The following is a 19,169-nucleotide window of genomic DNA, read 5'->3' as shown; positions in this document are numbered from 1 at the left end:
CGACGGACGGCCGCTGCTCCTGCTCGCGGGCGAACTGGAAGAAACGCACACGTGCGCTCGTCCATCAACGGCTCGACGAGTCGATCCTTGCATTCGTTGATCTCGCGGCGCCGATCGAATACGCTGACGTGTAGGACGTTATACACAATCGGCCTATACTCGTAGGTGCATGGTGTTGCGTCTCGGTTCCCCCGCTTGGGTCGAGGTAGGTGGGTGCGATGAATTCCGGTAGCCCGTCTTGGGCGATCTGGACTTTCCATTCGCTTTTGTGGATCAGCCGATGGTGTCTCGTGCAGAGGAGCACGAGGTTGTCGGTTTTCGTTTCGCCGCGGTGCCGCCAGAAAACCAGATGATGCGCCGTGCACCGTTGGACCGGTATGGCGCAACCTGGACACGCGCAGCCGCCGTCCCGGATTTTCAGCGCGTGTTTCTGCCGGGGTGGTGGCGGAACGGCTGGAGTGTCCCACGTCCAGCGGTTGCCCAGCACCGGAGAGAACGACCGGGCGGATGCGGGCGTCGCAGGCGAGGATCCGGACATCGGTGGCGGAGATCGGGCCGACCGGATCGAGGACGCCGTCGCCGACCTCGTTCATCAGGTCGTCGTAGGCCATGGTGATCAGGATCTGCGTCGACTCCCGGCCTGGCCGGGAAGATCGGGGCTGGCGGTCTTGAGTCGTACGTAGTCGGCGAACGCGTCCCCGTAGCGTTCATCCTGACTGCTGGTGTCGCGGACACCGTCGACGGCCTTGTGCGGTTTGGCCAGCGGATCGAGATCGGACTTCAACCGGGCGTAGGTTTCCAGATCCAAGGTTCCCGCGAACCCGAGCGTGCCATCACGGTGTTTGACGAACCGCAACTCCGGACGCGTGTCCTGGGGGTCTGACTGTTTTCGCTGGCCACAGAATCAACAATACCGCTGTTCGAACACCTGTGCTAGCCCGATTTGCGTAGCGATCCCGCGTAAAGCGAAGGGCGCGAAGCACCTTTAAGACGCGAAGGAAACCCCGAAACCTGCAAAGTGATGTTCAACCGCCCCGCCAGCCCCACGCCGGGGCAGCGGTCCCCGGCAACGCCCACGGCAACCCGCTAAAAGCCGGCAGCGACTCCCCGCCGAAAAGAAGACCCGTAGGCATCAAGAACGGCTTCCCACCCCAGATCGCCCAGCAAGAAATGAAACGAAAGCACCGACGGGCCACATCGGTACCTGAACACATGCCGGGTCAAATTGACGCAAAACGAACAACCAGCCGCAATTAGTCCTCTAGTTGCGGTCCGCCGGGGCCCGGTCACGACAAGGGCTCGAGTTGCCGTTCACGCCATCGCCTCTAGGTTGACGGTATGTCGATCTGCGGGGCCCGATGAAGGGGCCCGGATTCCTCGTCGTCCTGTTGGTGGTCCTCGGCGGCGTCAGCGGGCTCGGGTTCCTGCTGGGACTGGGCAACGCGGCCGTTCTCGCCGCGCTCACCGCGCTCTTCTGTCTCATCGCGGCGGTCGGCGGTCCACTCTGGGCGGATCTGCGGCTGCTGGCCTGGTTCGCGCCCGCGGTGATCCTCGCGGTCGGCGTACCGCGGCTACTGGGCGAGGTTTCGCAGTGGGCCGCGATCAGCCTGCTGGTGGTGATCGTGGTCGTCGCCGGACTGCTGCCCGTGCTCGGCCCGCGGTTCGTCACGGTCGGGCTGGGGCTCGGGATGGCGTCCTTGTTCGGTTACGGCTTCCAGTTGACGGGGACGGCGTCGGCCGGGCAGATCCTGGGCGCGCCCGCGCTCGCGGTGGGGGTCGTTCTGCTGCTGCGGGTGCTGATCGGTGCCAAGGACCCGGCAAAGCCGACCCGTGAGGCGCTGGCGGAAGCGCTCGCCGCGGGGACGTCCGACACACAGGAACGCGCGGCGCGGCTCTGGCTCGCGGATCGGCCGCAGCGCTGGACGGCCGGGGTCCTCGGCGGCACGTTCCGGCACCGCGCGGCGGCCGGGTTGCTCGAGATCCGCCGGAAACGACTGGACAGCGAGGAAATCGGTGTAACCCTCGACGCCGCCAAGGAAGAAGCCGTCAGACTGGCCGATGCCGTCCGGAACCCGGCGGCGCCGGACGAAGTCGAACCGGTGCGCCGCAAGGAACCCGCCGAGTTGCCCGGCGCCACGGCCGGGCTCGTCACCGCGCTCTGGGACTCCCTCGAGACCATTCGGACCGCGGCCACCGAGCGCGATAAGTCGCGTGTGGACGTTCCGAAAGGACTCCGTAAGGAACTACGCCGGATCGAGTTGAGCGGCGCGTTCTCCTGGCGGTCAGCGCAGTTCCGGCACGCGCTGCGGTGCGGTCTCGGGGTGGCGCTGGCCCTCGTCGTGGCGAGTTTCCGGCCCGGCGACCCGCTCACCGTGTCCTTCCTGCTCGGCACTTTCGCCATCATGCAGCCGGAATGGCATGACAGCCTCGGCAAGGCCTGGCAGCGCATCGGCGGCTCCCTCGGCGGCGCGGTCGTGCTCGCGCTCGTTCTTTGGCTGTTGCCGCAGGGGTTTCTGCTGCCGGTCGGGCTCGTCGCCCTGCTCGGCGGGTTCTCCGTCATGCGGACGCGGCCCACGATCTTCAACGGCTGCATGGTGCTCATGTCCGTCGGCGTGAACGCGACGACCAAACACCTCGACCCGCGGTACGTGCTCGTCGAATACCTGCTCCTGATGGTCCTCGCCGGCGCCATCGCGCTGCTGTTCGGTTTCGCCGCGATCCCTGGCGTACCGAAACCCGGCGCGGCGGAACGCTTCGACACGGCGGTCGACGCCACCCGCACCCTGCTCGGCTCTGTCGGGCGGAAACTACGCGGCGACGACGTCGATCCGCGGACGCTCGGCCGTGAGTTCCGTGGCGCCACCGTCGCGCAGCATGGTCTGCTCGCCGCGGAACCCGGCACGAAGGAACCCGCGCCCGGACAACGCGGCGCGCTGGAGAAGACGGCGGAAGCCTTGCGTGGCCTGTCCGTCACGGCCTCGTCACTCTTGCTGCGCCCAGGATCGACCGGGGTCGCGGACGCCGTCGACGAAGCCGCCCGCGCGCTCGGGACCGAAGAAGCGACGGAAATTCCGGTGCCGTCGGACGCCGACGAGGAACAACGCCTGGTGCTCGACACGATCGTCGCCGAAGTGGTCGCGGTCGGCGAAGTGGCTCAGACGTTCAAGTGCGGCTAGCTGTCCGCTTTGGTCTCGTCGCGGTGCTGCCCGGCGATCTCGGCGTCGGGCGCGCACAGCGCGCACGGGGTGAACCCGAGCTGCCGGGCCTCTCCGATACCGAGCGGGATCGTGTCCCGGGTTTCGAGCCAAGCGCACGTGGTCACGTGATAGCGCGGGTATTCGTCGACGACGACGACCTCGGTCTCGAGTTCGGAGACGACCGCCACATCCGCGGGGTCGCTCTTCTCCTCACCCGGGTCGCCGTTGTGCTGCTTCTCCGAAGACGCGACCTCGGCTTCGTCCTCATCACCCAGCTCACCGGCGGCGGGCATCAGGACGGTCTGCTCGGCGTCCTCGGGTTTGACATCGGCTTCGTCAGGCTCATCGGCCTCGGACGCCTCGTCGTCCGCCGTGTCCTCGGCGGGAGTGGCGGCCTCGGCGGACCGCTTCTTCCGACGGCGTAGCCAGTCGAAGACGAGCAACAACCCGGCGACGACGGAGAGACCGATGGAGATCCAGGCCCACAGGGAGTTCGCGGTGATGAGCGCCGCGACGAGCAGCCCCAGAGCCGCCAGTACCAGTACTAGGACGATGTAGAGCACGGTGAATTACAACACGAGAGGCAAGCGAAACGGCCCCGACCCTCCGGAGAGTGCCGAGGCCGTTCCACTGGGTAGAAATAGCCTGGGGTAGAAGTAGCCCAGGGTAGACAAGTCCGGGTAGGAAATCAGCCCGCTTCGGCCCGAGGACCGAACGAGTAACCCTGTCCGCCACCCGAGGACGACGCCGACTGCCCCGAGTTCGACGAAGACGCCGAAGCGGGAGCGGCCGAACCGCGGTCGTCGAGCTCGCGCAGCTGGGACTCGAGGAACCCGCGCAGCCTCGTGCGGTACTCCCGCTCGATCGTGCGCAGCTCTTCGATCTTCTTGCCCAGCGAGCCCTTCTCCGCGTTCATGTTGTTCATGGTCTCGGTGTACTTGCGCTGAGCCTCGCGCTCCATGGTCGTCGCCTTGTCGCGCGCCTGGCGCTCCAAGGTCTCGGCACGGGTCCGCGCGTCGTTCAGCATGGTCTCGGCGCGGGTGCGCGCCTCGTTCACCATCGAATCCGACTTCGACCGTGCGTCCGAGAGCAACTGCTCGGACTTGGTCCTCGCCTCGGCGAGCATGCCGTCCGACTCGGTCTTGGCCTCGGCGGTGAGCCGGTCGGCCATTTCCTGCGCCAGCCCGAGCACCTTGGCGGCCTGGACGTTGGGCTCCCCGTTGTCCGGCACCATCGAGTGGGCCTGGGTCTGCTCCATCGCCGACTGTGGCGGCGGAACCGGGGCCAGGCGACGCGACGGTTCGTCGCGCACCTGTGGTGGCGGGCCGACAGGTCCCGCCTTCGCATTCTCGAGCTCTCCACGGGTGGTCTCGAGCTCGTTGTCGAGCTGTTCGACCTGCTGCCGCAGCTCGTTGTTGTCCTCGATCAACCGGGCAAGCTCGGTCTCCACCAGGTCGAGGAACGCGTCCACCTCGTCCTCGTTGTAGCCCCTTTTGCCAATGGGCGGCTTGCTGAACGCGACGTTGTGCACGTCAGCGGGGGTCAACGACATCAGATCACCTCACGCACTCCATGGCCTGCAGGTCCACCCGGGCTTCCCCGAAAATCACCCTGGCGTTGTCAGCTGCATCGCGAAGAACACAACCAACAGCAGCACCATAATCGATAAGTCCAGTCCGACGCCGCCGATTCGTACGGTCGGGATGATTCGTCTGAACAGACGAACCGGTGGGTCGGTCACTGTGTAGATGGTCTCGAGCGTTACCGCAACCCCTCCGGCAGGACGCCACTCGCGAGCGAAAGCACGCACGAGTTCAACGACGATCCGTGCCGTCAGCAGGAGCCAGAAAGCGAACAGCACGTACCAGACGACCAGCAACACAGCATTCACGTAACCACTCTGCCATGTCTCGCGTCAAAAGACGCAGTTGACGGGCACGAGATGCCGATGAGTCGACAAAATCACATCCGGCTGCGCTCAGCGGTCACCAGGTGATCAGCCGCGCAGGAATAATCCGCCTTCGGCAATCCGCCGACGGTCTTCCGCGGTGACGTCCACATCGGGCGGTGAGAGAAGGAACACCTTGTTGGTGACCTTGTCCATCGACCCACGCAGCGCGAAGGCGAGCCCCGCGGCGAAGTCGACGAGACGCTTCGCGTCCGCGTTCTCCATCTCGGTGAGGTTCATGATCACCGGGATGCCCTCGCGGTAGTGCTCACCGATCGCCCGCGCCTCGGCGTAGCTCGTCGGGTGCAACGTCGTGATCCGGCTCAGCGGGTCACGGACGGCCGGACGGACCGGCTCCGTGACCGGACGCAGCCGGGCGACCGGTTCCGGCTGGCGATCGATCGCCAGTGCCCCGTGGACCGCCGGCTCGGCGGCGATCACAGAGCGTGACCGAGTCCGCGAGACGGGCTCGTCATACGTGTCTTCGACGTCCCGGTAACGTCCACCCCGCGACCGGGCTGGTGGCTCGTCGTCGTAGTCGTACTCGTCGTCGGCGTATTCCTTTGGGGCATAGCCTCGCCGGTAGTCCTCTTCGACGTCATAGCCGTCTTCGTCCGCGGGCACCATCCCGAAGTAGGCCTTCAGCTTCTGCAGCGCGCTCATGCCTCTCCCTAGCCTTAGCCGCGTCCCGCACCATGCTCCCCCGCCCTCGCCACCACTCCCCGTAACGACGAGACGGTATTCCCTAGGGCGAGGCTAAACCGCGCCCACCGAGCAACGCGGTTCCGACACGCACACACGTCGAGCCGTGCGCGATCGCCTGCTCGAGATCGTTGCTCATTCCGGCGGAGAGTTCACGGGCTTTTGGGTGTTCTTCCCGTAGACGCTCCGACGCACGAGCGAGCTTCTCGAACGCCTCTGCGGGATCAATACCCAGCGGAGCCACCGCCATAAGCCCAAGGAGGCGAATATCACCCACATGGGCTATCCGCTCCGCCAACTGGCCTAACTCGTTCACCCGGACGCCCCCGCGCTTCGGATCGTCATCGAGACTTACTTGAATGAGGACGTCCAACGGGTGATCACGTTGCCCGGAATCGAGCGCTGATCTGGTCGCCTTCGCGAGTGCGTCGGCGAGGCGTTCGGAGTCGACGGACTGGACCTCGTCGGCCCAGCGCACGACCGAGCGGGCCTTGTTCCGCTGGAGACTGCCGACCATGTGCCAGCGGATCCGGGCGTCCGGACGCAAACCGGCGACCTCTTCGGCTTTCGAGCCCGCCTCCTGATCACGGTTCTCGGCGAGGTCGAGCGCGCCGAGGTCGGCGAGCAGCGCCGCGTCGAGCGCCGGGAAGGTCTTGGTGACCGTGAGCAGCCGGACCTCGTCGCGCTGTCGGCCGGCGGCCTTGCACGCCGCCGCGATCCGGTCTTCCACTTCGGCGAGGTTGGCGGCGAGTTCCCCCTTGCGGGCGTCACTCACGAGGCGTCCAGCCACGTGATGCCCGCGATCCGGCCGGTGGTGCCGTCGCGGCGGAAGCTGAACAGCGTCTTTTCTTCGTTGGTACAGCGTGGATCGACGCCGATCTTCCCGACGCCGAGGTCGGCCAGTTGTCGCCAGAGCCCGGCGCGCAGGTCGAGTCCCGGCGTGCCTTTGCGGGTTTTGCAGGCGCTGCCCGGCACGTGCTTCTCGACGTCGGCGGCCATGTCGGCGGGGACTTCGTAGCAGTCGCCGCAGATCGCCGGACCGAGCAGCGCTTCGGTCCGGCCCGGTTCGGCACCGAGCGAGCGCATCGCCTCGACGGCGGCGGGGACGACACCGACCCTGGCGCCGACGCGGCCCGCGTGAACGGCGGCGACGACACCGGCTTCGACGTCGGCGAGCATGACGGGAACGCAGTCGGCGACGAGCACGACGAGCGCGAGACCGGGCTCGGCCGTCACGAGAGCGTCGGTCGCTTCGGCGGCGGAGGTCTCGGAGCCGTCGACGACGGTGGCGGTGCGGCCGTGGACCTGCTCCATCCACGCCAGCCTGTCCTCGGCGAGGCCGAGTTCGGCGGCGAGGCGTTTGCGGTTGGCGAAGACGTCGCCCGCGTCATCACCGACGTGATCACCGAGGTTGAAGGTGTCGTAAGGCGGCCGGGAAGCCCCGCCGGCCCTTGTCGTGACAACCCGCCGTACCCGCAAGACTTGCCTCCTTGGTGACTTTGCCCGCATCTCACGCAGTGAAGGGGACTTTGCCCACATGACATGCGGGCAAAGTCCCCTTCAGCTCACCGTGAAATCTTACCGCCGCATGAACGGAGGCACGTCGACCTCGTCGTCCGACGGGTCGTCGTGCACCGGGGTGGCGCGGCCGGGCAGGCTGCCGTGGGTCGAGTTCGACCCGATCGGCGAGTAGCCGCGCGAACCGCCGCCGGGCTGGGGGAGCCCGCCGGTCAGCGAGCCGTTGCCCTCGTTACGGGAGGACGGCATCGGCGAGTGCGTGCGCGGCGGCGCCACCGGGTAGCCGTTGGAACCGGTCGACGGCGGTACCGGAGTCGCCCCGGAGGGCTGGCTCTGCACCGGCGTCGCTCCGCCGCCGTTGACCTGGCCCGCCTGTGCGGACGCGGTCGAGTTCGACCGGGAGCCGAACGTCGACGGGTCGAGCTTCTTGTGGGTCGGCGTGCCCGCGTCGAAACCGGCCGCGATCACGGTGACCCGGACCTCGTCGCCGAGCGAGTCGTCGATGATCGTCCCGAAGATGATGTTCGCGTCGGGGTGCGCGGATTCCTGCACCAGCGACGCGGCCTCGTTGATCTCGAACAGGCCGAGGTCCGACCCGCCCGCGATCGACAGCAGCGCGCCGTGCGCCCCGTCCATGGAAGCTTCCAGCAGCGGCGAGTTGATCGCCTTCTCCGCCGCCTGGATCGCCCGGCCCTCGCCGCGCGCCGAGCCGATGCCCATCAGCGCGGAGCCCGCGCCGGACATGACGCTCTTGACGTCGGCGAAGTCCAGGTTGATCAGACCCGGCGTGGTGATCAGGTCGGTGATGCCCTGGACACCCGAAAGCAGGACCTCGTCCGCCGAGCGGAAGGCGTCCATCAGCGAAACCCCGATGTCGCCCAGCTGCAGCAGCCGGTCGTTCGGGATGACGATCAGGGTGTCGCATTCGTTGCGCAGCTGCTGGATGCCGTCTTCGGCCTGCTTGCTGCGGCGTTTGCCCTCGAACGTGAACGGGCGGGTGACGACGCCGATGGTCAGCGCGCCGAGTTTGCGGGCGATCTGGGCGACGACGGGCGCGCCACCGGTGCCGGTGCCACCACCCTCACCCGCGGTCACGAACACCATGTCGGCGCCCTTGATGACCTCTTCGATCTCTTCGCGGTGGTCCTCGGCGGCCTTCTGCCCCACCTCGGGGGCGGCGCCGGCACCGAGGCCGCGGGTCAGTTCCCGGCCGATGTCGAGTTTGACGTCGGCGTCGGACATGAGCAGTGCCTGAGCATCGGTGTTCACCGCGATGAACTCGACACCCTTGAGGCCGACCTCGATCATGCGGTTCACGGCGTTAACTCCGCCGCCGCCGATACCGACGACCTTGATCACCGCAAGGTAGTTGTGCGGGGGCGTCATCGGGTCCGCCTTCCTGATCGTGTGTGCCCGTGCTGCCGGCCGGTCGCTGAGCTTGTATCTGAACCCTCGAGCTGAAGTTCAGAGTGAGAGTTATGTCAACTGCCGACGTTGAAGCAGGACGGTATGCACCAGGCAGGCTCGAATCCAGTAGCCACGCCGTGTGTCGCAAAGGTGTTTTGCCACAACATGTTCCCGGGCGCAAGAGCGAGGCCCCGCCGCAGCGCCGAACGGCGGCCTGGTAGGAGCCGAGATCAGGTGGGCATGGACATGACCATGACGACGTCCTTCGACGGCGATCCGGTCGGTGATCCACCCGCCTGCTCGACGCTGAGCGCGAACTTCTCGGCCCCGCCGAGTCCGTCGGCGACCAGCAGCTCACTGTCCTGACCACCCGAAATGAGCCCGGCGGGCTTGGGCGCGCCGCCCGGGTACATGAACCACGCCTGGTAGGTCCGGCCCGGTTCGTTCTTCGGCAGCTGAGCCGCCATGAAGACGAGCCGGTCCTTGGCGCGCGACATCATCACGGTCCCGCCGCCCCCGGCGGAGGCCTCGGCGTGACCGGTCCGGAGATCGGCGGCCGAAAGGATGTCCGCGACCGGCGCGTACCGATCCGCGTACCGCGCCGCCTGTTCCCGCGCGGCGGTCAGCTGCGAATGGGTGTCGTAGGCGATGCCGCCGAACACGGCGGTGCCCGCCAGCCCGACGATCGCCGCCGCGGCCGCGGCGATCGCCCAGCGTGGGGCGCGACGGCGGTCCTCGACGCGTCCCCCGGTTTCGAACCGCGTCTTCGGCGGCTCCTGCCGGGTCGCCATCGCCTGCGTGAGCACGCGGCGCTTGAGTTCGGGCGGCGGGTCTTCGGCCAGCGCGGCGCCGAGCCGGGTCGCGGTCATCTGCAGTTCGAGGACCTCTTGAGCGCACGAAGCGCACTCGCCGAGGTGCCGCTGGAACTGGGCACGCTCCAATTCGGACAGTGCGTCGACGGCGTAGGCGCCGGTGAGCGTGTGCATTTCGGGCATCGTCATGCCGTCACCCCCAAACAGTCCCGGAGCCTGATCAGGCCGTCCCGGAGTCGAGTCTTGATGGTCCCGTGCGGAGTCTGCAGCACCTCGGCGACCTCGCGATAGGTGTAGCCCTGGTAGTAGGCGAGCAGCACGGATTCCCGTTGCAGCTCGGTCAGGCTGGTCAGGCAGCGGCGCACCTGCGAACGCTCCCAGCGGGCCGCGACGGCCTCGGCCACCTCGTCGAAGGGGCGGGCGCGGGCGGCCTCGAAGGTCGCCTTGACCTCGCGGTCCGAGCTGGCCCGTGCCGACCGGACGCGGTCGACGGCACGGCGGTGCGCGAGCGTCATGGCCCAGTTCAGCGCGCTCCCCCGATCCGGGGAGTAGCGCGTGGCCGTGCGCCACAGCTCGACCATGACCTCCTGAGTGACCTCTTCGGCCTGGGCGACGTCACGGAGGATCCGCCGCACCAGGCCGAGGACGGGGCCTGCGAGCCGGTCGTACAGCGCTTCGAAGGCCCGCTCGTCCCCTTTCGCCACCCGGACGAGCAGTTCCTCGGCCGTCGGACCCGCCGGTTCGCCGTCCGTTGCGGGAGCGGGCGCCATCCGGCGCGGGCGTGCCGATTCATCCATCAAGCCTGCCTCCGGCCGTCTGCGGCGTCCGCGGGGTCAGCGGCGCCTTCTTCACCCACAGTTTGACCCCGTGCCGCCGGATCAGCGCGGAGACCCGGTGCGGCATGAGCGGACGGGTGACCAGCATGTGCACCAGCCACCTGGCGGTGGCGGGCCGTCGCACGCCGCTCAGCGACGCGGTCAGCGGTGTCTGCCCACCCTGCCGGAGCGCGATCTGGACCGAAAGCAGCGACTCCGGCCGCGGCACCGCCATCCGGTACTCGCCGTCCATCGACTGGAAGGGCGAGACGTAGAACTCTTTGTCCGCGCGGGCGATCCCGTCGGCGTCGGGGCGCAGGAGATACGCGTGCCTGCCCCGGTAGGTGTTGTGGACCTCGGCGACGACGCATTCGAGTTCGCCGTCGGGCCGGTGGCACCAGTAGAGGGTGATCGGGTTGAAGTTGTGCCCGAGCAACCGCGCGCCCGCGAGCATCAGCACCCGGCCGCCTTGAAGGTCGACACCACGCGCCGCGAGCCAGCGGTCCAATTTGGACCGGATGCTGGAGGTGTCTTCGGGGGCGAAGTGGTCTCTCGAGTCGAAGCGGGCGAAAGGCCGAAGCCACCGCGGCAGCTTCGGCGGCGCGTCGAGGTCGATGAGCCAGAGATAGACGCGGTGGGCGAACGAGATCGGCGGATCGTTGCGCCGGACATGCGCCACCGTGGAGTCGTAGAGCACGGCTATGACGGTCACCATCGCACCCCGAAGTTCTCGGCCGCGCGGACACCGGACGCGCAGCCGTCCTCGTGGAACCCCCAGCCGTGGTACGCGCCGGCGAACGCGACCGTGTCGTCGTCGAGTTCGGGCAGACGACGCTGGGCGGCGACGGAGTCCGGCGTGTAGACGGGGTGTTCGTAGGTCATCTTGGCCAGCACCGAACCGTCGTCGGGGGCGGTGCCGGGGTTGAGCGTGACGACGTACCCGGTCGGCTCGTCGAGCCGCATCAGGCGGTTCATGTCGTAGGACACCTGGACGGCACCCGCGTTCGCGCCGCAGGCGGGCGTGGCGTAGTTCCAGCCGGCCCGCGCCGATCCCGCGGTCGGGAGCACGCCGGTGTCGGTGTGCAGCCACGCCTCGTTGCTGGAGTACCGGAACGAGCCGAGGACGTCACGTTCGGCTTCGGTCGGCGACGCGAGCAGGTTCAACGCCTGGTCCGCGTGCGTGGCCAGGACGACCTTGTCGAGCCGGTGCCGGGTGTCGGCGTCGTCGCGGACCTCGATCCCCCGCGCGGTGCGCCTGACCGAGCGGACCGGCGTCGACAGGTGCACGGCGGTCAGTTGCTTGGCGGCCAGGTCGACGTACTCACGGGACCCGCCGACGACGGTGCGCCAGCTCGGGGACCCGCCGACCGACAGCATCCCGTGGTTGCGCAGGAATTCGAACAGGTAGCGCGCGGGGTATTCGAGCGTGTCGTTCCGGTCGGCCGACCAGACGGTGGAGACGACCGGGAGCAGGAAGTGGTCGACGAAATACTTCGTGTACCCACCGATGGCGAGGAACGCGCCGAGGGTGACGTCGCCCGCTTCGGGCGCTTCAAGGACGCGCGTCGCGTGCTGGTGGAAGCGTTTGACGTCGGCGAGCATCCGCAGGTAGCGCCCGCGTGTGGCGTTGCGCGGCTGGGCGAAGAGGCCCTTCAAGCCCTTCGCGCCGGCGTACTGGAGGCCGCAGCCGTCGCAGCGGATGCTCATCGACATCTCGGTGTCGCGGGTGGCCACACCCAGTTCGGCGAACAGCCGTAGCAGGTTCGGGTAGGTGCGCTCGTTGTGCACGATGAACCCGGAGTCGATGCCGACGGTGCCGCCGTGCGCGCTCGGGACGTCATGGGTGTGCGCGTGCCCGCCCAGCCTGTCTTCGGCTTCGAACAGCAGCACTTCGTAGCGGCGTTGCAGCAGGTACGCGGCCGTGAGGCCGGCGACGCCGCTGCCGATGACTCCGATGCGTTGACCCGTGGTGTGCACGTGAGGCATTCGAAGCCGGATCGCGAGCGGATTGGATCGCGTGACCGGCGCATCATCCGACCCATCCCTTTCCGGTCCGGGAGCGAATGACGACTATGCCGAACAGTCCCGCGTCCCGTCTGGTCCCGTTCGTCGAGCGGCTCCTCGGTGGTTCCCTCCCGGTCGGTCTCCGCACCTGGGACGGCGTCCGCGCCGGTCCGCCGGACGCCCCGACCGTGGTCCTCCGCAACCGCCGCGCGCTGCGCCGTCTCCTGTACGCCCCTGGCGAATTGGGGCTGGCGAGGGCCTACGTCTCCGGCGATCTCGACGTCGAAGGCGACCTCGCCGACGGATTCCGCCGGATCTGGGCGCTGACCCGGTCGGGCGCCGTGCGCGGCGCCGAGCTCCGCCCTCGCGAATGGGCCGAGGCAGTCCGGCTCGCGGTGAGCCTCGGCGTCGTCGGGCCGCCGCCCGAACCGCCCGCCGAGGAGGCCCGGCTGTCGGGGAAACTGCACAGCCTGCTCCGCGACAAGTCCGCGATCTCGCACCATTACGACCTCGGCAACGCCTTCTACCAGCTGCTGATGGACGAATCGATGGCCTACTCGTCGGCGTACTGGACGTCCGAGGAAGACGGCTACGACCTCGAACAAGCCCAGCGGGACAAGCTCGAACTGATCTGCCGCAAGCTCGGCCTGCGGCCGGGGATGCGGCTGCTCGACGTCGGTTGCGGCTGGGGCTCGCTGCTGGTGCACGCGGCGAAGCACCACGGCGTGCACGCCGTCGGCATCACGCTTTCGGCGGAACAGCTGCAGCACATCCGCGGCCGCCTCGCCCAGCACGACCTGGAGGATCGCGTCGAAGTCCGTCGTCAGGACTATCGCGAGCTGACAGATGAGCCGTTCGACGCGGTCGCGACCATCGAGATGGGTGAGCACGTCGGCGAAGAGAACTACCCCGAGTACACGCGGACGCTGTTCCGCATGCTCAAGCCCACCGGGCGGCTGGTCCTGCAGCAGATGTCCCGCGGCGCGGTGGCGCCCGGTGGCGGCGCGTTCATCGAGCGCTACATCGCCCCCGACATGACGATGCGGCCGCTGAGCCGCACGCTCGGACACTTGGAGAACGCCGGGTTCGAGATCCGTGACGTCCAGGCGCTGCGCGAGCACTACGTGTGGACGGTCCGGGCATGGGAGAAGACGCTGGAAAGCAACTGGGAAGACGTCGTGGCGCTGATCGGTGAATCCGGCGCCCGGGTTTGGCGGCTCTACCTGGTCGGCGGCGCGCTGGCGTTCGAGGAGAACCGGATGGGCGTGGACCAGATCCTCGCGGTCCGCTCGTCCGACGAAGGCTTGAGCGCGCTGCCCGCCACGAAAGAGTGGTCCTGATGTCGCTTGGGGGGACCCTGCTCGTCACCGCCGGGGTGACCCTGCTGGCGGTCGTCGTCACCTTCGGCATCGCGCTGGCGCGCAAGCGCTACGACACCGTCGACACGTTCTGGGGTCCGGGCTTCGCACTCGTCGCGCTGGTCGCGGCGCCGCTCGGGGACGGGTCGGTGGCGCTGCGCGTGGTCACCGCGGCGCTGACGGCGATCTGGGGTGTGCGCCTCGGCGTGCACCTGCACCTGCGCAACCACAAGCTGCCCGAAGACCCCCGCTACGTGCGGATGGCGGAGAGCGCCGGCCCGAATCCGGCGCTCAAGCTGTTCGTCCGCGTGTACCTGTTCCAGGCGGTGGTGCTCTGGTTCGTGTCGCTGCCGGTCCAGTTCGCGATGTACGGCGACTCCTTCGGCGTGACGGCCTGGCTCGGCGTCGCGGTGTGGCTGGTCGGCTTCGGGTTCGAGACCATCGGCGACGAGCAGCTACGCCGCTTCAAGGCCCCGGACAACAAGGGGAAGGTGCTCGACAGCGGGCTGTGGCGCTACACGCGGCATCCCAACTACTTCGGGGACGCGTGCGTGTGGTGGGGCCTGTACCTGCTGGCGTGTTCGAGCTGGGTGGGGGCGGCGACGATCCTGTCGCCGATCGCGATGACGTTCACGCTGGCCAAGGGCACCGGAAAACCTTTGCTGGAGAAGGGCTTGCATCGTTCCCGGCCGGGGTACGCGACCTACGTCGAGCGGACCAGCGGGTTCTTCCCGCTGCCCCCTCGCCGCGGGCGTGTCTCCTGAGCTGTATTCGCGTGATCGGGTGAGGAAACGCGCGCGTTTCTTGTCGGCCGCCTGTAGGCCTGAGTGAGTGACCAGGCGGTACTGCGGCCCGGCTACGGAAATCCGAGAGCGCGCTTTGTAGACACAGCCGGGCTACTCCCCGGTGAGACCATCGGTCAGTTCACGCAACAGGTCGAGGTGGCCGGCGTGCCTGCCGGTCTCCTCGATCATGTGCGCGACCACGAACCGGACGTTGACCTTGCGGTCGCCTCGGAAGGCGACCTCGTCGTCGAGCCCCATCCGGGCGACGATCCCGCGGCTCCGCTCGCATTCGGCCTGGTAGGCGGCGATCAGCTGGTCGACCGGGGTCCGCATGGCGACCCGGAACTCGGCGTCGGGGTCGGTTTCGAGCGCCTCCTTCCAGACGTCCTCCTGGCCGTCGAGCACCACGTTGAACCAGTACTGCTCGACCAGGGTCAGATGACCGAGCAGACCGGCGACGGTGGTCAACTCGCTGGGCACGAGTGGCCGCCGGGCCTGTTCGTCGGTGAGTCCGGAGCACTTCCACACCACGGTGGCGCGGAGGAAGTCGAGAAAGCCGTTCAACTGGGTGCGCTCGTCGCCGGTGAGCGGTGGTTCGGGGCGCTTCGGTTCGTCGGTCATGGTGGTGCAGTCTGCCGGGCCCCACCGACGGTTCGCGAACGAGTTCCCGTGCCGGGCTTTCCACCATCTGCCGCGGAGTGGTGATCCATGTCCGACCGGGATCCCATCGTTCGAGTGAAACCGGCGGTAGTTGGCGCCCACGAAACATGACGACCACCCGTCCGTCATGTCAGGCTGATGCAGTTGTGCCCATCGCCGCCAGATCCGAGAAAGGTCACTGATGTCAGGCCCTCAGCTGAGCGCACTCGATATCGCTTTCCTTTGCCTGGAAAGCGAAACGACGCCCATGCACATGGGCGCGGTGGTCACCTTCCGTCCGCACGGGCGGGTGCACGCGCGTAAGCTGACCGCGTTGCTCGCCGAGCGGGCCGCGCGGATCCCCAAGCTTCGCCAACGTCCCCGCACCGCACTGTTCCCGCCTGGTGCCGCCAGCTGGGCCGAGGACCCGTATTTCGTTGCAAGTGAACATATTTCACATCACCATCTGAGCTCACTGGACGAACCGGACCCACTCTCCGCCTACGCGTCACGGTGGATGGGACGACCGCTCGACACCGGAAAACCCTTGTGGGACTTGCGTCTCGTCACCGGCCTGCCGGACGGCGAGTTCGCGCTGCTGCTGAAACTGCACCACGCGCTCACCGACGGTGCCGGCGCGTACGCCGTCGCCGCGGGACTGCTCGACGCGCTCCCCCGCACGGCAGGGCGCGCCCGCGGCGGGGCCGAACCGCCCGCGCCCCGGTCCCCTGTGGACGCGGTCAAGGACGCGCTCGGTACCACTCTGGCCCAGGCCGGGACGTCCGCCGGGATCGCGTCGTCGGTCGTCCGCGCGACCCGCTCACCGCTGTCCCCGCTCAGCGCGCCGCCGTCGACAGAGCGCCGTCTCGGGTTCGTCCGGCTGGACACCGCCGAGATCCGTCGAATCCGGCGGTCCCACGGCGGTACCGCCAACGACGTCGTCCTGGCGATCCTCGCCGGTGCGCTGCGCGAATGGATGATCAACCGCGGCCAGCGCGCCGACGGCCGGACGCTGCGGGCACTCGTCCCGGTCAGCGTGCGCGGGCGCTCGGCCGAGCGATCCGGCGGTAACAAGCTGTCCGGGTATCTCTGCGATCTGCCGGTCGGCCTCGACGATCCGCCTGCGCGGCTGCTGGCCGTCCACCGCGAGATGAACCGGAACAAGGCCGCCGGCCCGGCCCGGGGCGCCGGCGCGTTCCCGCTGCTCGCCGACCGGATGCCGCCGATGCTGCACAGGCTCGGCGCCAAGACGGCCGGGCTGGCCGCGCCGCTGCTGTTCGACCTCGTGGTGACCACGGTGCCGGTGCCGCCGAACCGGCTCACCCTCGACGGGACGCGCCTCGAAAGCGTGTTCCCGTTCGTGCCGCTGGCGCCGCGGCAAGCGGTCGGGATCGCGGTGGCGACCTACCGGGATTCCGTCCACATCGGACTGCAGGCGAACGGGGCTGCGGTCTCGGACGTGGGTTCGCTGCGGGACGGCGTGCTCAAGTCGGCCGCGAAGTTGCTCGACACCGCTCATTGACGCGATCGCGAAGCGAGAGGAAGGCTCCGTCAGCCGCGAAGCATCTCCGCGACCAGGAACGCCAGCTCCAGCGACTGCTGCGTGTTCAGGCGCGGGTCGCAAGCGGTCTCGTACCGGCCGGAAAGGTCCAGATCCGAGATCTCCTGCGCGCCGCCGAGGCATTCGGTGACGTCCTCGCCGGTCAGCTCGACGTGGATGCCGCCGGGGTAGGTGCCGAGCTTGCGGTGCACCTCGAAGAAGCCCTGGACCTCGTCCACGATGCGGTCGAAGTGCCGGGTCTTGTAGCCGTTCGACGACTCGTGCGTGTTGCCGTGCATCGGGTCGCACTGCCAGATGACCTTGTGCCCGGACGCCTCGACCTTCTCGACGATCGCGGGCAGCACCTCGCGGACCTTGCCGTTGCCCATCCGGGCGATCAGCGTCAGTCGGCCGGGCTCGTTGCGCGGGTCGAGCCGCCGGACGTACTCGACGGCCTGCTCGGGCGTGGTCGTCGGGCCGATCTTGATGCCGATCGGGTTGGCCAGCAGTTCGGCGAAGGCGATGTGCGCGCCGTCGAGCTGCCGGGTCCGCTCGCCCACCCAGAGGAAGTGCGAGGACAGGTTGTACAGCTTGGGGTTCGTCGCGTCCGCGCGGTCCATCCGCAGCATCGAGCGCTCGTAGTCCAGCAGCAGCGCCTCGTGACTGGCGAAGATCTCGGTGGACTGCAGTGAGGCGTCGGTGACCCCGCAGGCCGACATGAACCGCAGGCCGCGGTCGATCTCAGCGGCCAGCGCCTCGTAGCGTTCGCTGGCGGGCGAGGACTTCACGAAGTCCTTGTTCCAGTCGTGCACCTGGTGCAGGTCCGCCATCCCGGCGCCGGTGAGCGCGCGGACGAGGTTCATCGCGGCGCCCGCGTTGGCGTAGGCGCGGATCATCCGGCCAGGGTCGGGCACGCGGAGTTCGGGCTTGGCGACGAGCGAGTTGATGATGTCGCCGCGGTACACCGGCAGGCCGAGCGCGTCGGTGGAGGCCGATCGCGGCTTCGCGTACTGGCCGGCGATCCGGCCGACCTTCACCACCGGCAGGCTCGCGCCGTAGGTGAGGACGACGGCCATCTGCAGCAGCGTGCGCAGGTTGGCGCGGATGTGCGGTTCGGTGTTCGACTCGAACGTCTCCGCGCAGTCACCGCCCTGCAGCAGGAACGCCTCGCCGCGGGCGACCATGGCGAGCCGGTCGGCGAGCCGGTCGATCTCGGCCGGGACGGTGATCGGCGGCACACTCTCCAGCACGCCACGTACGCGCTTCGTCAGCTCGGGGTCCGGCCATTCGGGCTGCTGCGCCGCGGGCCGCGAAAGCGCGTCGTCGAGCCGACTGCGCAGCTCTGGAGGCAAAGGAGGCAGTTCGGGGAGCGTGTCGACGGGAACGTCCACTGTCCAGTTCACAGGCACCAGGATATGCCGCCGCGAAAGCCGCCCGCCCACCGGGACGACGCTCCCAAAAGGTGGACGGGCGGCCGATGTGCTTAAGCGGCCTGCGCCTTGTTGTAGAGGTTCTGGACGTCCGCGCCGAAGTACGGACCGAACATGTAGCCGGGCAGGAAGGTGTAGCCGAAACTGTTTACCGAAGCCTGGATTCCCGCACCGGTCGCCTCGCTGAAGTTGAGGAACCACGGGCCACCGCTCGAACCACCGGTCATGTTGCAGTTCATCCCGTGGTCCTTGGTCAGCAGGAAGTCGGTGAACGTGCTGCCGCTGCAATAAATCAGCTTCGTGCCGTCGTACGGCGCCGCCGCCGGGTAACCGAACGTGTACATCGACTGGTTACGCGCCTGGTTGAACGCGATCCCCTGCGCGCCGACGACGTCGGTCAGCTTCTGCCCGTTGAGCGGGTTGACCACGGCCGCGCCGACGTCGTAGTTCATGTCCTCACTCGCTTCCCACTGCGGAGTGGTCAGCGTGCTCTTCGCGGCCCAGGTGCCGTAGGGCGCGTTGCCGTTGTCGTAACCGGGCGCGAAGGTCCAGTTGGTGTGCCAGGCGCCCTGGTACTTCACGCAGTGCCCGGCGGTGATCACGACGCTGCCGTTCGCACTGGTGACCGCGTCACCGGAGCACGACGCGTTCCGCCCGCCCATGGTGAAGAACACGCGGCCCGCGGTCTGCACGACCTTGCCCGCCCCCGTCCACGCGCCACCGCCGTTGGGGATGCTCTGGATGATCGTGCTCTGCCCCTTCGCGACGTCCTTCGGCGAAAGGTTCGGAGCCTTGACCAGCTGTTCGATCGGGATCGCCGACCGCATCCGCTCGGGCGTCCAGTACGCCGCGACCGCCTGCGCGTCGGCCGCCGCCTGTTGCTCGGCAGGAGCCGCTTGCGCGGGACTCGCGACCACTGTCAGCGTGGTCACCGCCAACCCCACGAGCGCCGCCAGGATCCCGGTCCGGGAAGCCGTCCTCTTCATGGCGTACCACCTTTCGCCACCGGTGAAC

20 protein-coding genes are annotated in these 19,169 nt (G+C 68.3%); 4 read left to right on the top strand and 16 right to left on the bottom strand.

Going from position 1 to position 19,169, the window contains the following annotated elements; all coding sequences use genetic code 11:
- Positions 1 to 64: 64 nt before the first annotated feature.
- Positions 65 to 538 (bottom strand): HNH endonuclease signature motif containing protein, encoded by a 474-nt coding sequence (locus ACM6LR_RS16825; protein WP_414944074.1) that lies wholly within the window; start codon positions 536 to 538, stop codon positions 65 to 67.
- A 78-nt stretch (positions 539 to 616) separates the two neighbouring features.
- Entirely contained in the window at positions 617 to 808 is a 192-nt protein-coding gene (locus tag ACM6LR_RS16820; RefSeq protein ID WP_414944073.1) for a hypothetical protein, read from the bottom strand.
- Positions 809 to 1,358: 550 nt separating this feature from the next.
- Here ACM6LR_RS16820 and ACM6LR_RS16815 point away from each other — a divergent pair.
- Positions 1,359 to 3,176 (top strand): FUSC family protein, encoded by a 1,818-nt coding sequence (locus tag ACM6LR_RS16815; RefSeq protein ID WP_414938107.1) that lies wholly within the window; start codon positions 1,359 to 1,361, stop codon positions 3,174 to 3,176.
- Here ACM6LR_RS16815 and ACM6LR_RS16810 read toward each other — a convergent pair.
- The 11 genes from ACM6LR_RS16810 to ACM6LR_RS16760 all read right to left on the bottom strand — a co-directional run bounded on the left by ACM6LR_RS16810 (position 3,173) and on the right by ACM6LR_RS16760 (position 12,385).
- On the bottom strand, positions 3,173 to 3,760 hold the full coding sequence (locus ACM6LR_RS16810; RefSeq protein WP_414938106.1) for a hypothetical protein: 588 nt from the start codon (positions 3,758 to 3,760) through the stop codon (positions 3,173 to 3,175). The two genes, ACM6LR_RS16815 and ACM6LR_RS16810, sit on opposite strands and share 4 nt — an antisense overlap.
- A gap of 125 nt (positions 3,761 to 3,885) precedes the next feature.
- Positions 3,886 to 4,749 carry a DivIVA domain-containing protein gene (locus ACM6LR_RS16805; RefSeq protein WP_414938105.1) on the bottom strand — a complete coding sequence of 288 codons (864 nt, stop codon included), beginning with the start codon at positions 4,747 to 4,749 and terminating at the stop codon, positions 3,886 to 3,888.
- A gap of 54 nt (positions 4,750 to 4,803) precedes the next feature.
- The gene (locus ACM6LR_RS16800; RefSeq protein WP_076164547.1) at positions 4,804 to 5,079 is read right to left on the bottom strand and encodes a YggT family protein; all 276 of its coding nucleotides are present in this window, start codon (positions 5,077 to 5,079) and stop codon (positions 4,804 to 4,806) included.
- Positions 5,080 to 5,193: 114 nt separating this feature from the next.
- Complete coding sequence (locus tag ACM6LR_RS16795; RefSeq protein WP_414944072.1) at positions 5,194 to 5,808, bottom strand: cell division protein SepF; 615 nt, start codon at positions 5,806 to 5,808, stop codon at positions 5,194 to 5,196.
- Between the two features lie 82 nt (positions 5,809 to 5,890).
- A complete protein-coding gene (locus ACM6LR_RS16790) occupies positions 5,891 to 6,622 on the bottom strand; it encodes a YggS family pyridoxal phosphate-dependent enzyme (protein WP_414944071.1) in 732 nt (243 codons plus the stop codon).
- On the bottom strand, positions 6,619 to 7,326 hold the full coding sequence (gene pgeF / locus ACM6LR_RS16785) for a peptidoglycan editing factor PgeF (RefSeq protein WP_414938102.1): 708 nt from the start codon (positions 7,324 to 7,326) through the stop codon (positions 6,619 to 6,621). Before pgeF ends, ACM6LR_RS16790 begins: the two co-directional genes overlap by 4 nt.
- Before the next feature lie 99 nt (positions 7,327 to 7,425).
- Positions 7,426 to 8,751, bottom strand: a complete 1,326-nt coding sequence (gene ftsZ, locus ACM6LR_RS16780) for a cell division protein FtsZ (protein WP_414938101.1) — start codon at positions 8,749 to 8,751, stop codon at positions 7,426 to 7,428.
- Positions 8,752 to 9,002: 251 nt separating this feature from the next.
- Positions 9,003 to 9,773: an anti-sigma factor domain-containing protein gene (locus tag ACM6LR_RS16775; protein WP_414944070.1), complete on the bottom strand. Its 771-nt coding sequence runs from the start codon at positions 9,771 to 9,773 to the stop codon at positions 9,003 to 9,005.
- Positions 9,770 to 10,381, bottom strand: coding sequence for an ECF RNA polymerase sigma factor SigK (gene sigK / locus ACM6LR_RS16770; RefSeq protein ID WP_414944069.1), 612 nt, complete (start codon positions 10,379 to 10,381; stop codon positions 9,770 to 9,772). Before sigK ends, ACM6LR_RS16775 begins: the two co-directional genes overlap by 4 nt.
- Positions 10,374 to 11,114: a DUF1365 domain-containing protein gene (locus ACM6LR_RS16765; RefSeq protein WP_414938098.1), complete on the bottom strand. Its 741-nt coding sequence runs from the start codon at positions 11,112 to 11,114 to the stop codon at positions 10,374 to 10,376. Before ACM6LR_RS16765 ends, sigK begins: the two co-directional genes overlap by 8 nt.
- Positions 11,108 to 12,385: an NAD(P)/FAD-dependent oxidoreductase gene (locus ACM6LR_RS16760; RefSeq protein WP_414938097.1), complete on the bottom strand. Its 1,278-nt coding sequence runs from the start codon at positions 12,383 to 12,385 to the stop codon at positions 11,108 to 11,110. The genes ACM6LR_RS16765 and ACM6LR_RS16760 overlap by 7 nt, the downstream gene beginning before the upstream one ends.
- An 86-nt stretch (positions 12,386 to 12,471) precedes the next feature.
- Here ACM6LR_RS16760 and ACM6LR_RS16755 point away from each other — a divergent pair, with 86 nt between their 5' ends.
- Positions 12,472 to 13,743: a class I SAM-dependent methyltransferase gene (locus tag ACM6LR_RS16755; protein WP_414938567.1), complete on the top strand. Its 1,272-nt coding sequence runs from the start codon at positions 12,472 to 12,474 to the stop codon at positions 13,741 to 13,743.
- Positions 13,743 to 14,525 (top strand): DUF1295 domain-containing protein, encoded by a 783-nt coding sequence (locus ACM6LR_RS16750; RefSeq protein WP_414944068.1) that lies wholly within the window; start codon positions 13,743 to 13,745, stop codon positions 14,523 to 14,525. Before ACM6LR_RS16755 ends, ACM6LR_RS16750 begins: the two co-directional genes overlap by 1 nt.
- 132 nt (positions 14,526 to 14,657) lie before the next feature.
- On the opposite strand, the gene ACM6LR_RS16745 is transcribed toward ACM6LR_RS16750, so the two are convergent.
- Entirely contained in the window at positions 14,658 to 15,167 is a 510-nt protein-coding gene (locus ACM6LR_RS16745) for a DinB family protein (RefSeq protein WP_414938095.1), read from the bottom strand.
- Positions 15,168 to 15,387: 220 nt separating this feature from the next.
- On the opposite strand from ACM6LR_RS16745, the gene ACM6LR_RS16740 reads away from it, so the two are divergent.
- Positions 15,388 to 16,707 carry a wax ester/triacylglycerol synthase family O-acyltransferase gene (locus ACM6LR_RS16740; protein WP_414938094.1) on the top strand — a complete coding sequence of 440 codons (1,320 nt, stop codon included), beginning with the start codon at positions 15,388 to 15,390 and terminating at the stop codon, positions 16,705 to 16,707.
- Between the two features lie 29 nt (positions 16,708 to 16,736).
- On the opposite strand, the gene ACM6LR_RS16735 is transcribed toward ACM6LR_RS16740, so the two are convergent.
- Positions 16,737 to 18,128, bottom strand: a complete 1,392-nt coding sequence (locus ACM6LR_RS16735) for a class II 3-deoxy-7-phosphoheptulonate synthase (protein WP_414938093.1) — start codon at positions 18,126 to 18,128, stop codon at positions 16,737 to 16,739.
- 80 nt (positions 18,129 to 18,208) lie between these two features.
- Positions 18,209 to 19,141, bottom strand: coding sequence for a trypsin-like serine peptidase (locus tag ACM6LR_RS16730; protein WP_414944067.1), 933 nt, complete (start codon positions 19,139 to 19,141; stop codon positions 18,209 to 18,211).
- Positions 19,142 to 19,169: the final 28 nt, after the last annotated feature.

The organism is Amycolatopsis sp. cmx-11-32 (genome assembly GCF_047608695.1).
In the GTDB taxonomy this organism is placed as follows: Bacteria; Actinomycetota; Actinomycetes; order Mycobacteriales; family Pseudonocardiaceae; genus Amycolatopsis.
This window is presented reverse-complemented; position numbering and strand designations above follow the sequence as displayed.

Excerpts from the sequence above, each read along its gene's own strand:
- ACM6LR_RS16825 (WP_414944074.1), bottom strand. The coding sequence starts at position 538 with ATGTCCGGATCCTCGCCTGCGACGCCCGCATCCGCCCGGTCGTTCTCT.
- ACM6LR_RS16815 (WP_414938107.1), top strand. The coding sequence starts at position 1,359 with ATGAAGGGGCCCGGATTCCTCGTCGTCCTGTTGGTGGTCCTCGGCGGC.
- ACM6LR_RS16805 (WP_414938105.1), bottom strand. The coding sequence starts at position 4,749 with ATGTCGTTGACCCCCGCTGACGTGCACAACGTCGCGTTCAGCAAGCCG.
- ACM6LR_RS16795 (WP_414944072.1), bottom strand. The coding sequence starts at position 5,808 with ATGAGCGCGCTGCAGAAGCTGAAGGCCTACTTCGGGATGGTGCCCGCG.
- ftsZ (WP_414938101.1), bottom strand. The coding sequence starts at position 8,751 with ATGACGCCCCCGCACAACTACCTTGCGGTGATCAAGGTCGTCGGTATC.
- ACM6LR_RS16775 (WP_414944070.1), bottom strand. The coding sequence starts at position 9,773 with ATGACGATGCCCGAAATGCACACGCTCACCGGCGCCTACGCCGTCGAC.
- sigK (WP_414944069.1), bottom strand. The coding sequence starts at position 10,381 with ATGGATGAATCGGCACGCCCGCGCCGGATGGCGCCCGCTCCCGCAACG.
- ACM6LR_RS16765 (WP_414938098.1), bottom strand. The coding sequence starts at position 11,114 with ATGGTGACCGTCATAGCCGTGCTCTACGACTCCACGGTGGCGCATGTC.
- ACM6LR_RS16760 (WP_414938097.1), bottom strand. The coding sequence starts at position 12,385 with ATGCCTCACGTGCACACCACGGGTCAACGCATCGGAGTCATCGGCAGC.
- ACM6LR_RS16755 (WP_414938567.1), top strand. The coding sequence starts at position 12,472 with ATGCCGAACAGTCCCGCGTCCCGTCTGGTCCCGTTCGTCGAGCGGCTC.
- ACM6LR_RS16750 (WP_414944068.1), top strand. The coding sequence starts at position 13,743 with ATGTCGCTTGGGGGGACCCTGCTCGTCACCGCCGGGGTGACCCTGCTG.
- ACM6LR_RS16745 (WP_414938095.1), bottom strand. The coding sequence starts at position 15,167 with ATGACCGACGAACCGAAGCGCCCCGAACCACCGCTCACCGGCGACGAG.
- ACM6LR_RS16740 (WP_414938094.1), top strand. The coding sequence starts at position 15,388 with ATGTCAGGCCCTCAGCTGAGCGCACTCGATATCGCTTTCCTTTGCCTG.
- ACM6LR_RS16730 (WP_414944067.1), bottom strand. The coding sequence starts at position 19,141 with ATGAAGAGGACGGCTTCCCGGACCGGGATCCTGGCGGCGCTCGTGGGG.